The sequence below is a fragment of the Novosphingobium sp. JCM 18896 genome, from assembly GCF_025938095.1.
Taxonomy (GTDB): domain Bacteria; phylum Pseudomonadota; class Alphaproteobacteria; order Sphingomonadales; family Sphingomonadaceae; genus Novosphingobium.
In genome coordinates, this window is the sequence record NZ_JAPCZF010000010.1 from 62,073 (window position 1) to 77,810 (window position 15,738).

12 protein-coding genes are annotated in these 15,738 nt (G+C 61.0%); 8 read left to right on the forward strand and 4 right to left on the reverse strand.

Annotated features, from left to right (window positions below; translation table 11 throughout):
• Positions 1–37 precede the first annotated feature (37 nt).
• Both OLX23_RS23480 and OLX23_RS23485 read right to left on the reverse strand, forming a co-directional pair.
• Complete coding sequence (locus tag OLX23_RS23480) at positions 38–703, reverse strand: XRE family transcriptional regulator (RefSeq protein ID WP_264447716.1); 666 nt, start codon at positions 701–703, stop codon at positions 38–40.
• A gap of 118 nt (positions 704–821) precedes the next feature.
• Positions 822–1,805 carry a dipeptide epimerase gene (locus OLX23_RS23485; RefSeq protein ID WP_264447717.1) on the reverse strand — a complete coding sequence of 328 codons (984 nt, stop codon included), beginning with the start codon at positions 1,803–1,805 and terminating at the stop codon, positions 822–824.
• A 113-nt stretch (positions 1,806–1,918) separates the two neighbouring features.
• Here OLX23_RS23485 and OLX23_RS23490 point away from each other — a divergent pair, with 113 nt between their 5' ends.
• The 3 genes from OLX23_RS23490 to OLX23_RS23500 are packed head-to-tail and all read left to right on the forward strand — an operon-like array spanning position 1,919 to position 6,406.
• Positions 1,919–2,968 carry a Glu/Leu/Phe/Val family dehydrogenase gene (locus OLX23_RS23490; protein ID WP_264447718.1) on the forward strand — a complete coding sequence of 350 codons (1,050 nt, stop codon included), beginning with the start codon at positions 1,919–1,921 and terminating at the stop codon, positions 2,966–2,968.
• A 6-nt stretch (positions 2,969–2,974) separates the two neighbouring features.
• Positions 2,975–4,174, forward strand: a complete 1,200-nt coding sequence (locus tag OLX23_RS23495; protein ID WP_264447719.1) for a hypothetical protein — start codon at positions 2,975–2,977, stop codon at positions 4,172–4,174.
• A gap of 24 nt (positions 4,175–4,198) precedes the next feature.
• Positions 4,199–6,406, forward strand: coding sequence for a hypothetical protein (locus tag OLX23_RS23500; RefSeq protein ID WP_264447720.1), 2,208 nt, complete (start codon positions 4,199–4,201; stop codon positions 6,404–6,406).
• Here the strand turns inward: OLX23_RS23500 and OLX23_RS23505 are convergent.
• Both OLX23_RS23505 and OLX23_RS23510 read right to left on the reverse strand, forming a co-directional pair.
• Positions 6,398–9,199, reverse strand: a complete 2,802-nt coding sequence (locus OLX23_RS23505; RefSeq protein ID WP_264447722.1) for an EAL domain-containing protein — start codon at positions 9,197–9,199, stop codon at positions 6,398–6,400. The genes OLX23_RS23500 and OLX23_RS23505 overlap by 9 nt on opposite strands.
• 546 nt (positions 9,200–9,745) lie before the next feature.
• Entirely contained in the window at positions 9,746–10,888 is a 1,143-nt protein-coding gene (locus tag OLX23_RS23510; protein ID WP_264447723.1) for a helix-turn-helix transcriptional regulator, read from the reverse strand.
• A 91-nt stretch (positions 10,889–10,979) separates the two neighbouring features.
• Between OLX23_RS23510 and OLX23_RS23515 the strand changes: the two genes are divergently transcribed.
• The 5 genes from OLX23_RS23515 to OLX23_RS23535 all read left to right on the forward strand — a co-directional run bounded on the left by OLX23_RS23515 (position 10,980) and on the right by OLX23_RS23535 (position 15,677).
• On the forward strand, positions 10,980–11,723 hold the full coding sequence (locus tag OLX23_RS23515; RefSeq protein ID WP_264447724.1) for an outer membrane protein: 744 nt from the start codon (positions 10,980–10,982) through the stop codon (positions 11,721–11,723).
• A gap of 838 nt (positions 11,724–12,561) precedes the next feature.
• Positions 12,562–13,014, forward strand: coding sequence for a PA2169 family four-helix-bundle protein (locus OLX23_RS23520; protein WP_264447725.1), 453 nt, complete (start codon positions 12,562–12,564; stop codon positions 13,012–13,014).
• 69 nt (positions 13,015–13,083) lie between these two features.
• Positions 13,084–13,431 (forward strand): PRC-barrel domain-containing protein, encoded by a 348-nt coding sequence (locus OLX23_RS23525; RefSeq protein WP_264447726.1) that lies wholly within the window; start codon positions 13,084–13,086, stop codon positions 13,429–13,431.
• 9 nt (positions 13,432–13,440) lie between these two features.
• Positions 13,441–14,754, forward strand: a complete 1,314-nt coding sequence (locus tag OLX23_RS23530) for a cation:proton antiporter (RefSeq protein WP_264447727.1) — start codon at positions 13,441–13,443, stop codon at positions 14,752–14,754.
• Between the two features lie 137 nt (positions 14,755–14,891).
• Positions 14,892–15,677 (forward strand): ImuA family protein, encoded by a 786-nt coding sequence (locus OLX23_RS23535; protein WP_264447728.1) that lies wholly within the window; start codon positions 14,892–14,894, stop codon positions 15,675–15,677.
• The last annotated feature ends 61 nt before the right edge of the window (positions 15,678–15,738 follow it).

Below are 15,738 nucleotides of genomic sequence, written 5' to 3' on the forward strand. Positions count from 1 at the left end.
GAGGTTCGAGCCTTCGGACAGAAGCGAGCGGTGCGCGTCAGTCTTCCTGAATTGCGGCCCAGCTTTCGGGTGTGAACGTCTGCGTCTCGAACACACCCTCTCGAGCCTGCGGTCCGTGGTAGTAGGTCACCAGGAGCTCGGCGGGCTGGCCGTGCACCGCGACGGTGCTGTGCCAGACGTTCGCGTCCATGAATACGGCGTCGCCCGTCTCAAGGATCAGCGGGGGCTGGCCTTCGCAGTAAACCACCAGGTCCCCGCGCAGGACATAGATGATCTTCTCGCCGGGATGCCGGACGAATTCCGAATCCCAGACGCTGATCGACTGAATCGTGCACTGCATGCATTCCAGCGCGCGTTCGGCGTCGGGATCGAAGAGATACTTGGTGTTAAGCTCGCGATAGGCGCTTGCCTTGCGCGTGCGTTCGCGGTCGACCATCAAACGCCTCGAGCCATTATTGCGCGACGGTGAGGGCTCGGCCAGGCTCGGCTCGATCGCTTCTTGATTGCGGGAGATCAGGTCCTCGGGTGCGATTTCCAGCGCCTTCGCCAGCAGCTCGACCTTCTCCAGCGTCAATCCGAGCTGCGTGTTCTCGATGCGCGATAGCGAGGAAGGGGAAATTCCGGTCAGCTCGGACAAGCGATCCAGCGTCATCTTGCGGCGCTTGCGAAGTGTCCGCAGAAGCGCACCGATCGTTTCCGGCATATTGTACCCTCGAGCCGCCGTTGCTGCGACGTCACCTCTCACGATTCCCTAACCCGTGCGTTCGGTGTTGGCTAGATTGACGGCAAGCGGTTTGCGCGCGGCTTTACGGCGGCGCCGATCAGCCCCACAGGTCCGCGCCGAATTGGTGGAGCTGGCGGCCGTCGTGCTTTACGCCGCGATGCGCGGGATCCTTGACGATCAGGGGAGCGTCCAGATCGACGACGTCGCAGATCGACGCGAGGACATAGGCCGGCGCCATGGCCAGTCCCGTCCCGAGCATGCAGCCCACCATGATGCCGAAGCCCCGCTGCCGCGCTGCTTCGGCCAGGGCGAGCGCCTCGGTCAGGCCGCCGGTCTTGTCCAGCTTAATGTTCACGTACTGGTATCGGCCCTCCAGCCGGTCGAGATCGCTTCGGTCGTGGCAAGATTCGTCGGCGCAGATCGGAACCGCGCGGCCGTATTCGTCGAGTTGCGGATCGTCCCGTGGCGCGAGTGGCTGTTCGATCATGAAAACCTTGGCATCGGCCAGCTGCGGAGCGAGGGCATTGAGGCGATCCAGCGTCCACCCGGCGTTGACGTCGACGAACAGCGGGGTGTCTGGCAGGACCGACCGGACCGCGGCCAGGCATTCGAGGTCGTGCTCGCCGCCGAGCTTGAGCTTGATCGACGATGCGCCGCACAGGCCTGCGGCGAAAGTGGCAGTTTCCTCTGGCGTCATGATGCCGATCGTCACATCCGACGGAATGATGCTGGGAGCTTCGAGACCGGCGATGTCCCACACCGATCGGCCGGACAGCTTCGCCTCGACATCCCAGAATGCGCAGTCGATCGCATTGCGCGCCGACTGCGCGGGAAGAACCTTCTGAAGCGAGGTGCGGTCCAATTCGCCGCTCTCGATCTGCGGGGTGATGGCGGCGATCTCTGCCAGCGTTGTATCGGCGTCCTGACCATAAATGGCCATGGGGCAGCATTCGCCGCGCCCGACCACGCCCTCATGCGAAAGCTCGACCTCCACGACGTCGAGACCCGCGATCGTGCCGAATGCGACGCGGAAGGGCTGGGTGAGCTCGACGTATTTCTTGCGCGCGAGAAGCTTCACCATCTGATCCTCAAAAATTGCTGTTTCTGCAATATCTGCTAAAACTTGCATTTCAAGCAAAATTATCGGGGCCTGCGCGGAGGCCTGAGATTTCGCCGTGAGTGCAAAAGGAAACAATGATGGTTCGAACTGCCGCCGAAGACTGCCTTGAGAGCCTACACGTGCTCGACGATGGAGAGACGGGCCTCAAAGGCGTGATCGCCATCCACTCGACGGCGCTGGGGCCGGCGGCGGGTGGTTGTCGGTTCTGGCGCTACGCGGAGCGCGAGGAACTCATCTCGGATGCCGTTCGCCTGGCTCGCGGCATGAGCTACAAGAATGCTTTGGCCGGTCTGCCTTTTGGCGGCGGTAAAGCGGTGCTCCTGCGACCCGAGGAGCCCTTCGATCGGGTTGCCTATTTCGCGGCTTTCGGTCGCGCCGTCGCGGAGCTCGAAGGGCGATACGTTACGGCGGAGGATGTGGGCACCACGGTCGCCGACATGGGTGTGGTACGCGATCAGACGCGGTTCGTGGCAGGTCTCGACGCCGTCGGCGAACGGGCAGGCGGCGATCCTTCGCCTTGGACGGCACTGGGGGTTTTCGAGAGCATGAAGGCTGCCGGTACGATGCTCGGCATCCCGCTCGGCGACGCTTGGGTGGCGGTGCAGGGAACGGGCAATGTCGGGGCCGCGCTGTGCCGTCTGCTCGCACGAGAGGGCGCGAAACTGATCGTCGCCGATATCGAGGAGGAACGCGCTGCCCTGGTCGCCAGGGAACTCGGGGCGGTTCAGGTGAGCGTCGACGAGATTCTTGAGGTGAAATCGGATATCCTGGCTCCCTGCGCGCTCGGGGCGGTGCTCAATGAGCGCAGCATACCAAGTCTCACGGCCAGGCTCGTTTGCGGCGCGGCCAACAACCAACTCGCCGAGGAGCACCATGGTGACCTGCTGCGCGGTCGCGGCATCGTCTACGCGCCCGACTATCTCGTGAACGCCGGTGGCATCATCAATGTCTGTGCCGAATACCTGGGCGAGCGCGCAGACGGTGTTGAAGCGCGCGTCATGGCGATCGCGCCGCGGCTAATAACCGTTCTCGAGCGCGCGCGACACGAAGGCCTCGCGTCAAATCGCGTCGCGGACGAACTCGCACGCGCCCAGATCGCCAAGGGCTCCGGACAGGGCGTTTGAACGTCGGTGCGGCTGGTCATCGGCGGGCCAGCATCAAAAGAAGTTATGGCCACTTCGCCTCGCCGTTCTGTGCGCCTCGAAAGCGGTCAGGCCTATCGTGAGCAATCGCCGACATTGCCGCCGTTCGACGGTCCCGATCCGCTCTCTGATAGCGTTCCTTCGTTCACCGAGTTAGAGATTGGCTGTGGGAAATTTCTGCCGTCCACTCGTAACTTGAAGCAGGCAGGAACGGTCGCTCAGTGTGACATCACCAACACTGTAGCCTATGAAATCGCGCCAACGGCGCCTATGAGCCGGACCATGGCGAATGACGGTTTTTCAGACGATGAGCAATGGACGCGCGCGATCGGTGATGGACTAACGCTGCGAGCGACCGAGCGACCGGATTCGCAGCTGCTGGACCACTTTTTTGCCGGTTACGATCGTGCGTTCGTATTGCCGGACGAGCGCGAAACCGTCGAGGGTTTTCGCGCGTGCCTGGCCATCAATCCCGCTTCTCGCCACCGGTTCGGCCGGGTCCATCGCGAACTGGTCATGACTGTCGATGATGCAGAGGGCGTGTTGCTGGGTGGCGCCAATTTCCTGGCGACGTGCATCGGCGAGAACGTTGCAGGCCACCCGCCTGTGGCCGTGGCGCTCAACTATGTTTTCGTCGAGCCGGCGTCTCGCGGGCGCGGCCTCGCCCGGCGCCTGCGAGACGAGGTTGGCCGGCTGGCGAACATAGCAGTTTGTGCGCCCGCGCAAGCGCCGCCACCGGCACTGTTCATTGAACAAAATGATCCCTTACGCCTGACAGATACGGAATATGCGGCTGACACCGCCCATGCCGGCATTGATCAGGTCGATCGTCTGGCGATTTGGGCGCGATTGGGAGCGCAACTGATCGATTTCGCCTATGTCCAGCCTGCCCTTTCAGCCGATCAGGACAGTGATGACGGACTGGCATATGCCGTGATGAACGTGCGAGGAGACGGGCTCGACCCCGCTTATTTGCGCGCACATCTTGAGAGTTTTTTCGGCATTTCGGTAATGAAAGGCGGCGAACCTGAAGCCGATCCTGTCGCGGGGGCGCAACTTCACGCACTTGAAACTCGACTTTATCCTGTGAAACTTCTGCCCATGTTGCCGGCCGTCGAGGCCTTGCGCTCGGTCCCGGCCAGACCACAGGGGATTAGCTTGCGGGCTTTTGCTCGGGCGCTAACCTGATTCCCGAGCCGGTGGGAGGGACCGATGGCGGATGAGAGCCAGAATCACTGCGCGGCCAAAGCGGCCGAAGGGTTCGTCGAACGACGCGGGGTCGAGGATGGGACAGCCTTCTGGACTTTGTCGTTCTACATCAGTCGAGCGCAGGTAGAGGGGAGCGATCTTGCTCTTCAGTTATACCGCAGCGATTTCAGAACTGACGGCGACGCCGAGGGTGACAAGCAGGCTTTTGACCAATTCGATATCGCGCGCTTCTTCATTGATCATCCCGATCCCTCGGCACGCGCACGCCACGATGCGGGGCCGCCCCGGGATGACGGCCCCTTTCTCTCGCGCGAGCGCCTGAACTCGGTTCGGCCGGATTCTGCGACGCGCCAGTTGCGTGAAGCGATCAACCCGCTGTTCAACGATATCGCTGACCGCTCCCGGCTTGGCCGGATCGAGGACGAGCTGTTCGCGGCAGCCCGGCCGCAGGGCCTGGCATTCGTACTGCCACGCGAGGTTCAATGGTCGACCGAAGGGCAGACCTACACGGTGCCGACCTTTGACCCTGCCGACCCGAAGGGCCGCCCACCGCGATATCCGATCCATGTCAGCCGCTTCTGGTATGCGCATAGCAATGGCGCGCTGTCGTGGCATGTAAGCTTCGATGTGCGTTATCGGAACGCGGCTTTCGACGAGGCATTGGCGCACGGTCTCGTGCCCCATGGTCTGTACCTCCTGTCGTTGATGCAGAAGCTCGCCTACCCCAAGGAGCGCGAATTGCCGGGAGATGGCCCGACACTGCGCTCGGACGAGTTGTTCGGCCTGTCCATCGCTGTCGGCGAAGGTGATGATGGTCGACTGTTCTGGGATGTCCTGCGGGACTGGTTTGAAGAAGACGTGCCGCTGCTTGGCGCGATGCATTCGGTCGGCGGCGACCTCGACTTCCACCGACTCTGCCCGTTGGTACCGATCAACGAGATACCCGGGTTGTTGTGCCAGGACACGCGATCCAGCTTCTTCCTTCAGGACAAGCAGTTTTTTGAACTCATCCAGCCTAAGAATGGTGAGAGCGGCGCGTTGGTCGAGCGGAGAACCCGGATTCGGGATGCCGAGTTCGGGCACTATCCCGCACTGGTCGATGCTGGCGCAAGCAACGCTCCGGTCACGCGCGATCCGAACACGGGGGCGATCGTGCTCGGTCGCGACTATTGGCGTGCGATGCAGCGCGAACCCGAGGGTCTGGGAGAGGCACCGGTCACGGATGCGGCGACCCGATTGCTCTATCTGTTTCTGGCCGGTTTTAACCAGAACATCATTGACTGGACCAACCAGGAAGCATCGGAGGTCTTGGACAGCCTTGATCCCATTTACCCCAGATCGGACGAGCAGCTCGAGGAAGGCTTCTTCATCCGTTACGCCAATCCGCGGTGCCTGATCAGCTATGTTCAACGGTCTCGGACGCTCGAAGTGGGCAATGATTTTATCGGTACTTGTCCCTACGCTTTTCTGATCCATGCGCTCGCCTTGCACAACGAGCGATTGACGCGTGATCAGGAAAAGCTCGCCTTCGCAGTGGTTGAAAAGGTCAACAGCTTTGTCAAGGAAGCACAGCGGCGGCAGCGTGAAGCGGAGCAGGGAATCGGCGACCTAGTGATGCGCGCAGAGGCGTGGATCAACTGGTACCGGATGGCGGCCTTCGAGCTTTTCGATCGGCAACGCTACGCCAACCCGTTTCGATATGACACGGAGCGCGACGTCTTCGGTGAACTCGAGAAGCTGCGTGGTACGTCCCGCCTGCAGCTCGCTCTCGACAGGGCTTTTGACGCACTCGAGGAAAGCGCCCGCGATCTTGAACGCGTTCGTGTCGGAGCCGAGCGCGAGGGTGAACGTCGGGCGGATCTGCTACGCTTGGCTCAACAGCAAGAAGCTGATGCGGCCGAGAAGTTGCGAGATCGGAAGATGACAGCGCTGTTCGGGCTCGTTGGTCTCTCAGGTGTCGGCCAACTAGCATTCAATATCTACGAATACGTTATGCATCCTGTGCGTTCTCAGCAAGGCTGGGGGATCTTTGTGGAACTGCTGAACGGGCAGCTAGATGCGCGAGATGCAGCACTGATTGTCGTCCAGTCTGTCATAGCCATCGCGTTCATTGCCGGGCTTTCTTGGTACATCTGGCCTTCAAGCAACAAGGCGAGGAGAACTGATGATGTGGATGCCCCGCCCGGCATCCACATCATCAGTTCAAAATAACCCTAGTTTTTCATTAAAGGCAATTTTCATCGTCAGATTTGGGGATTGCGCAGGTCGTCCGTAGTAATATCCTTGCGCTTGGTCGCACCCTTGTTCGATCAGCAGCGCCCTCTGGAATTCGTTTTCGACACCTTCAGCCAAAACTGGTACATTGAGGCTTTTGCCAAGGGCTAGAATTGCCTTGATAATCGCTCTAGCTTCGGGGATTTGCTGCGATTTTAGCAAAAACGATTTATCGATTTTGATTTTATCAAACGGGAAAGAGTGAAGGGTGTCGAGCGATGAATAGCCCGTCCCGAAGTCGTCCATTGCAATGCTTACCCCGAGGCCTTTGATCTGCCGGAGAAGGTGGAGAGCCCGCGCCTTGTCGGAAATGATTGCCGTTTCGGTAATTTCAAGTTCCAGCCGCGCCGGCGAAAGACCTGTCTCCACGAGCACGCCGCGAATTTGATCGATGAGATCGATCTGTAGCAATTGTACCGCCGACAGGTTGACCGCCACTTTGAGATGCGACGCCCATTCGCGTGCCTCGAGGCAAGCTTCGCGCAGGACCCAGATGCCGATTGAAAAGATTTCTCCAGTTTCCTCGGCAATGGGAATGAAAACGTCGGGCGAGACCAATCCACGTTCGGGATGGTTCCATCGCAGCAGTGCTTCGTAACCGCTGATCGCTCCGGTCTTGAGGTCGTGCTGCGGCTGATAGAGTGCGTACAACTCGCGGTGCTCAATCGCCTGTCGCAGGTCGTTTGACAGCTGTCGACGCGTACGAGCTACCTCATCCATCTCAGGTTCGTAGTAAGCGACGACCTCGCTCATGCTCGTCTTGGCACGGTACATGGCGAGATCGGAATTGTTTAGGATCTGCTCCCGGTTGTTTCCGTCATTCGGGAACACAGAGACGCCGATGCTAGCGCCAAGATGGTAGCGATTCTCGTCGCTTCCCAGTGCCGATGCAAAGCACGTCTCGAGCCTGCCGATGAAGCCGTTAAGTTCGGAACTTTCCTTGAACCGCTTCGCCGCACCAAACTCGTCACCTCCGAGCCGCGCTACGATCTCGCCATCGGAAAGCGCGTCGAGCAGCCGTCGCGACAGCAGTTGCAATGCGGCGTCCCCGGCGGCGTGACCGCGGGTGTCGTTGATTTCCTTGAATCGATCCAGATCAATGGCCACCACCGCGAGTTTTTGCGAAAAATGGCGCGCCTGATCGATTTCGGCCTCGATCCACTGATTGAAGCTGGACCGGTTGGGAAGCCCGGTCAGGCTGTCGTGCATCGCCATGTGCGCGATTTTTTTCTCCGATCGGCGGCGCTCGGTAACATCTTCAAACGTCGACACCCAACCGCCCTCGGCCACAGGCCGGCTGATCATCGATACGACGAGATCGTCGCGATATTCCGCAATTACCGGCGGGAAGGTCGGATCGGATAAGGCCTGCTTCAATCCGCGTCGAATGTTGTCGATGCGATCCTTCGGAACATCACCATGGAAAGCGGAATTCAGCGCGATGCCGCCGACTTCGTCGAGCGATATCCCCGGAACACAATCGGCTTCGTTGAGGCCCCAGATCTCTTTGAAGCGCCGATTGACGACGACCAGTCGCTCTTCGGCGTCGAACAGGCAAAGGCCCTGGTGCATGTTGTCGAGCGCCAGATCGAGATGGGCAGCCATTTCCTGGATCCGGTCCTGATCTTCCTTGAACCGGGTCATGTCGCGAGTAATCTTGGCGAAGCCTACGTGTTCGCCATTGCTGTTCGCGATACGCTCAATCGCAACGTGTGCCCAGAACCGAGAGCCGTCGCGGCGCATGCGCCAACCCTCGCCAGTGAACTTTCCAGTGTTCTCCGCGATCGAGAGAGCCCTCGCAGGCAGACCCCGCTCCCGTTCTTCAGGCAAGTAGAACTCGGCCAGTTCCATTCCGACCGCTTCTTTGGCGGTATAACCTTTCAGGCGTTGGGCGCCCGGATTCCAGTTGGCGACCTTTCCTTCGCGGCTCAGCATGTAAACCGCACAGTCAGTGATGCCATTCACCAGGATCGCGAGGTCGCGCTGGCTGGCATGCAGAGCGACGCGTGCCGTGCGGGCCATCGTCAGAATGGAAATGCAAATGGTCAGAAGCGAGATTGCTCCCCCAGCGACGACCATGGCCATGACGCGTGGCGAGAGAAGGAGCCCCGATTGGGTGTCCAACCGCGCCGGAACCAGGTCGACGCCGGTCATCCCCGTGAAATGTAATAGAACGACCGAAAGCGTGAGGCAAAGACTGGCGGCCAGGCCACTGCCTTTGCCGTGCCTTTTGAGTGCGAGCATGAAGCCGGGATACAGCGGTAGAACTGCCAGTATTAGCGATGCTGCAACGTAGCCTGCGTGCCAGTGGATTTCGGCAGGCAGTTCCATCGCGCTCATGCCGAGGTAATGCATCGCTGCAATGCCGCAGCCTCCGATCACGCTGGCCACTGCGATTCCGGGGCGGTTAGGATAGGCATGGGCGATCGCGAAGCAAATGGCCGTCGCGCTCATCACGATCAAAAGGGAGAGAAGGGTCGGCCCGACGTGATAGCCCGCGATAATGCCTGGATCATATCCCAGCAAGGCGACGAAATGGGTAGCCCAGATGCCAAAGCCGATAATAACGGCTGTCCCGCCGGTCCAGCGCGCGGCGGCCATTCCCGAAAGGTGCCGGGCATGACGCAGTAGCAATACGGTTCCCATTGCCGATATCACACAGATCAGCGCTGCCAAGGCGACGAGCGCGTCATCGTGTTTTTCATGGATACAGAGAATTACATCGAGCACGGGCTACTCCTTGCTCGTGCAACTAATGCCTCGAAGGTTAAAAAGGAGATAAGGATAAGAGCCTAGGTGTTCAGTTCCGGCATCTGGTGGATCGGGTTTGCAATCTGCCGCTTCGCCGCCTGTCAGGATGAAGGCGAGCGGTCGTCCGATGGCATCAGCCAAGCAGTGAAGCTTACTGGTGAACCCGCCCCGCGAGCGGCCAACAGCGCGTCGATGAGTCCCTCTTTCCCGCCCGCTGCCGAGACGTGAGCGCGGACGGTGGTGCTATCGATGCTGTAGTGGCTGCTGTCTGCCATGATCTAGGCCAGCGTCACGGCCACGGTCTCCCAGATCCCGGCTTCGCTCCATCGTCGGAACTGGCGATAGATGGTCGTTTGCCGCTGCTCACTACGCATTGGCTTGAACGGCAGCTTTTCGATTTTGCCGATTGATTCCGAATGTCGTCAAGGTCCAACTGTGCAGCCGTTCGCGCACGATAATTCAGTTAGGCCAAAGGAGCGGCGCACAATCGCTGCTCCCAGCCTGAAAAGCAAAATCGGGTGCAGTTCATCGTGGTAAGCTTGTCACCGCGCGACCAAGCTGAGAGGCTCGTTTGGTGCCGCTCTTCCGATAGCAACGCTGAAGCAAGGTCTTGACGGTTGCCAGCCCTACCTGGCGATGAGCGGCGACCTCTTCGGCCGATCGGCCTTCCGCCACCAGTATGGCAACATCGGCTTCCGCCGGTGTAAATCCATACAGCGCTCGCAAGCGATCAGCTGTGTTGGGAAGGATCTGATCCGGATCGTCGATCAATACGAGAGCATGGGTCAACCCATTCGTCACGAGTGGACTGATCGTCAGCCGGTAGGCTGGGCGCCCTGCTGCTCGTTCGACGTGAAGATCCCCGCCGCGCCCACCCGCGTGATGGAGCGCCTCGCCTACCGCACGCGCTAGGGCGTCGCGCGAAGACGGCGCAACGGCGGATAAACGTTTGCCGGACAACAGCAAGCCATCCTGCCGATCGACGATCGATTCGGCGGCAGGGTTGACCAGGATGACCTTGTAGTCAGGCCCGATCGTAATGACAGCGCGTTCCACGTGATCGATGAGCGCCTGCATATGGTTCGCGCGCGTGCGGCCTAGGGAAAGGGCCTCGTCGACTGCAGCGGCACGGATTAGATGCGGATTGAGAAGGTTGAGGCGCCGGACGTCGTCGGGAGCGAAAGCTTCATCTCGCCAGGCCCGATGCGTGCCATATGTCAGGAAGCCACCGTCTGGCCGGCGCAACAGTGCACCCGCGCAGTGACCCGTATCGTCACCGAAGCGGCGAATGAAGTCCTGGTAGAAGCGCGACCGTTCAAATCGATCGCGGCCAGTCAATCCGCCAATGTCGGTGGTGCTGTCATAAATGCCGTGCTCCACCGCAAAATTAGCCCAGACGTCGTCGAGGTAGATCTGCTGGGCCACATAGGCATCGGTCATCTCGGTAGTGAACCAATTACAGGCGAGGGCGGAGGGCGCGCACCGATCGTCGGTCTTCTGCACCACGCACGAACGCGCTCCTGCGCTGCCGGCGATGAGGTCCGGCAAGCGCTTGAACAAGTCTCCCGACGTCGCGCTCTCGTAAATCTCGGCGACAGTATGATGAAGATGATCCCGCACAAGACGCTGATTCAATTGAATTGATGCGAAGTCAATTGCCTCGCCCACGTAATCCGTTTGGTGGACGACGCGGCTGCCTGCTCCGCCTTATGGGCGCAGCGCACGCTTCACGCGTGACGACAGAATATGGAGGAAGAATATGGGGAATCTTTTCAAGGCGTCTTTGCTTGCTGCCGCAGTCATCGCGCCCACCAGCGCCGCTTTCGCCCAGGACTCCGACAAGACCGGCTTCTATGCCAGCGTCAACGCAGGTGTGGCTACGGTCAGCGACGTCGACGTCACCTACTATGATGTCGGCGGCACGTTCGGGGGTGCCGGCGCGCAGGACACGGCGTCGGCACGCTTCGATCTCAAGTCAGCTTTCACCGTAGGCGGCACCCTTGGTTACGACTTCGGTGCGGTTCGCACCGATATCGAAGTCAGCTATGCGCGCAATAGACTCAACAATCTGACCCTTCGCAGCATCAACGGCGGCGCGGTGCCTGCGCTTTCGGCTGCTGACCGCCAGGATATCTGCGATTACCTCGAGGCAACGAGCTGCGGTGGCAGCGGCGCGACCTTCAGCGTTCCGGGAAGCCGCGTGCGCCAGCTCAATGCCATAGCAAACGTCTGGGTGGATCTGCCGATCGGGCCGGTGACGCCCTATGCAGGCGGCGGCGTCGGCGTCGCCGGCTTCGAAGTCGAGGGCGAAGGTAAGGCCCGTTTCGCTTGGCAGCTTGGCGCCGGTGCAGCGCTGCGCCTTAGCGACCAGATCGAGCTGACCGCCGACTATCGCCACCGCGAAGTGAACAAGTTCACCATCGAGTGGGATGCTGTGAGCGGCACCCAGGTGGGCAAGCTGAAGACTGACAGCTTCACGGCAGGCCTTCGCTTCCGCTTCTGATCCTGGTATCGAAGCGACCCAGTGGCGCGCTGCGGGCTACGGCGCGCCACTACCCCCTTCGCTCGGTTCGTATCGTTGCGCCGAGGTTTCGCTGGCAATTGCACAATCGACGAACGGGGATGATCGGGCCTAGGGAGCTGGCGCTTTCATCCGCTCACTCTGCCCGGGCCGAGGCACGTGTCGTCCTCAGCATCGGCATCCCGCCTGCCCCAGTTATCGATCTTTCGCAGCTAGCGCGAAAGGCGGCTTTCTAATGCCGGCCATTCCCGCTAAAAAGAGAACCCCGCGAAAACGCGGGGCGAAGGATGCTGCTAGGGTTCTGTTCTTGAGTCGCACCGCCATGCGGGGGGTCGTTTGGTGGGGCGGCGATGCGCTGTGCCCTTATCTGTGAGACATGCGCCTCATACAATTGCGCTAGCTATTCCCATTGACCAGCACACCGCTCGCGGGGGGCGGCTCATCCGAATGGTCGTTCATTCGTTGTCTGGTGTTGGATTGCGACCACAGCGCATAGCTCTAGCGGTACGGGACCGGTTATTGCCAACTCGGGCAGGAAGTTACCGTCCTACCTACCGATTGTTAGCCTTCGACAGTGCTGCTACACGGGACCTAAAGGACGATAAACGCCGTCGCTCGTCCAGATAGCCCCGCATGGTCATTTGCTACCCAATAAACTCCCGGAGCAAATAATCTGAATTTGCTGTTTGCTGCTGCGACCTGATTGCTCCGTCACTCCGGGCGCACTCATGATCGTTCGACTGACGTATTTCTCCGCCGCATGCGGAACGGGCGCGATTCCTTGGCGTTCAAAGGGCTCCCCCAACGCGAGGAAGACCTCATGACGGCAAATGACAAGGACGTGACGGCGCTCAACACGCTGATCGCAACGCTTTTGGACAGCATCGACGGCTATCAGAAATCCGCCGGTGATATCGACAACCAGGCGCTCGCCCACAAGTTCAACGCCCGCGCCCGCGAACGCCAGTCGGCGGTAACCAAGCTGCAGGCTGCGGTCGCGGCCGCGGGCGGGAGGCCTGAGGACGATGGCACGCTGCTCGGCGGGGCGCACCGCGTTTTCCAGAGCCTGAAGGAAACCGTCATGGGCCGCGACGACAAGGCGATCGTTTCCGAGATCGAGCGCGGCGAGGATTATCTCAAGGGTAAGTTCGAGACGATCCTGGCCGAAGGTGACCTCTCGCCCGCAGCCCGTACGGCGGCCGACGAAGCCTGGCAGTCGGTCAAGGCCGGTCACGACGAAATGAGCGCGCTCAAGCAATCGATGGGTGCGTAACGCTCACAAGGTCCGGGCCCGTCTGGGCTCGGACCTTAGCGATCTGCGCTGTTGAGAATTGGAGGGATAATGCCGGAAGCCGCAAGACAGCTCGTCGAGGCTGAGATCTCAGAGCTCGATGTCCGGTCGCGTGATGGTGACAAGCTCGGCCATGTCAAATCGATGCTCGTCGACAAGGCTAGCGGGCAAGCGGTCTATGCCATCCTTAGCCTGGGCGGTTTCCTGGGCCTCAACAAGAGCTATTACCCCGTACCATTTCAGGTACTAGCTTATGGCGTTGCCGAAGACGATTACGTGCTGACGCTTGATCGACGCCTCCTTGAAGGGGGGCCGAGTTGGTCGAACAATCCGCCGGATTTCGACCAGGCCTACGCGGACCGCGTCACGAGCTACTATAGCTCCGCGCCGCAGTTCTGACCGCTGGGCATGCTTGGCTTGGTCGCGCCCGAGCCTTACATTCTTTGGCTAACAGGGGCCGGCCTGCTCATTGCCCTGGTGGCGTGGCTGCCTCTGGCTCTTAAGCGCCGGCCGCTTTCACTGCCGATGATCTGCATCGCGATCGGTGCCGGCATCTTCTCGCTGTCGGATGTCTCGTTGCGGCCCTTGCCGCAGGCCTATCCGCAGGTCGCCGAGCGACTTACCGAATTCGTCGTCATCATCGCGCTCATGGGCGCTGGATTGAAGCTTGACCGTCCGTTCGCTTGGCGCAGGTGGGGCGTGACGTGGCGGCTCCTCATCGTCGCGATGCCGCTCAGCATCGGTGCCATCACGCTCCTGGGTGGCCTCGCGCTTGGCCTTGCCTGGACCGCGGCGCTGCTGCTCGGCGCGAGCTTGGCACCGACCGATCCCGTTCTCGCCGCAGACGTTCAGGTGGGGCCGCCGAGGACCGGCGAAGAAGACGAAGTTCGTTTCGGCCTGACCTCGGAAGCCGGTTTCAACGACGGCTTTGCCTTTCCCTTCGTCAATCTCGCGATCGCACTCGGATTGTCAGCGGCAAGCGGCAAGCCGTGGCTGCAGGAATGGGTCCTTCACAGCGTGCTCTGGGAGGTGGCAGCCGGGGTCGGGCTCGGTTGGCTCATCGGCAGGCTGTTCGGCTGGCTGACCTTCAAGGTGCCTGCAGAAACCAAGCTTGCGAAGACCGGGGACGGCCTCATCGCGATCTCGGCCACCTTCGTGTCTTATGGCGTCACCGAGATCCTCAATTGCTACGGCTTCCTCGCGGTGTTCGTCACGGCGCTCGCGCTTCGCCGATCGCACCGTGATCACGACTTCAATTACGAGATGCACGCGATCACCGAGCAGGTCGAGCGGCTGGCGATGATGGTGGTGCTCATCCTGTTTGGCGGCGCCATCGTCGGCGGCCTGCTGCGGCCGCTTCGCTGGGAAGATTGGCTTGTAGCAGGGGGCATCATTCTCGTCGTTCGGCCGGTCGCCGGAATGGTTGCGCTGACGGGTCTGCGAGCCTCACTTCGGGAAAGGCTGATGCTGGCCTTCTTCGGCATTCGCGGGGTGGGATCCTTCTACTATCTCGCCTATGCCATCAATCACTCTGAGGTGACGGAGGCGTCGCGGCTCTGGGCGATCGTCGGCCTCGTTTGCCTGCTGTCGGTCCTTCTGCATGGGCTGACCGTTACGCCGCTGATGCGCTCGCTCGACCGTAGCCGGGGACGCGATCCCGACGAGGTTGAGGCACCGCCGCCCGGTCTCCAGGGGCCAGCAGATGAGCAAACGCGGCGCTGAATGCGACCTCGATAGTCACTGGCGACCCTCGATCGTGTCCCGGTCCGTGCGCGATCCTACATGGTCGCTGCCACTAGTGGGCTTGACGAATCTCTCGACTCAAGAGAACATAATGAGAACGAACGAGTCGTTATCCCATGAACACATCCGCCCTCCCTCGGCCCTCGGCCGATCTATCTGCTTTGCGCGAACAAGTCGCGAGCTGCCCTCGGGCGCCGCGCACCGTTTTGCCGTTCGGCATTGCGGCGCTCGACGATATTCTCGCCGATGGCGGCCTAAACGGCGCGGGTCTCCACGAGATCGCCGGCCAGTCCGCCACGCTCAACGATGACGCTGCAACCACGCTGTTTGCCGCAGGTATCGCTGCTCGCTTCGCTTCTGAACGCGGTGCAGACGTGCTGTGGGCGGCGACCACCTTCGACCTCTATGCGCCGGGTCTCGAGCAAGCCGGTCTCGCGCCTGATCGCGTGCTCTATGGCGAAGGAAGAAAGGATCGCGACGTTCTGGCCATGGCCGAAGATGCGCTGCGCTATGGTACGCTTGCTTGCGTCGTGGCCGAAGTCAAAGCCGCCGACATGACGGCGACGCGCCGGCTCCAGCTCGCGGCGTCTGACAGCGACACCCCGATCCTGCTCTACCGACGGCACCGGTCAAGAGGGCGCTGCCCGATGACCGCCCCGTCGGCGGCCATGACGCGCTGGCGGATCGGCTGTCTTGCATCCGAGCGTCCGCCCTGGGCCGGGCTTGGACGACCACGCTGGCAGATTGAGCTCGTGCGCCAGCGTAATGGCAAATTCTTCACACTCGAACTGGAGGCGTGCGATGCACAGGGTCGCCTCGCTCTTCCTGCCGCACCTGGAAATCGAACGGCATCGCCGCGCTCGACGGTCGCGACGGAACGAGCGGTCACTCACGCCGCTTGAACCGGTCCAGTTCAGTCCGCGTTTCCCGACGCCGATCGACGACAACCCGGGCGAGTGCTCG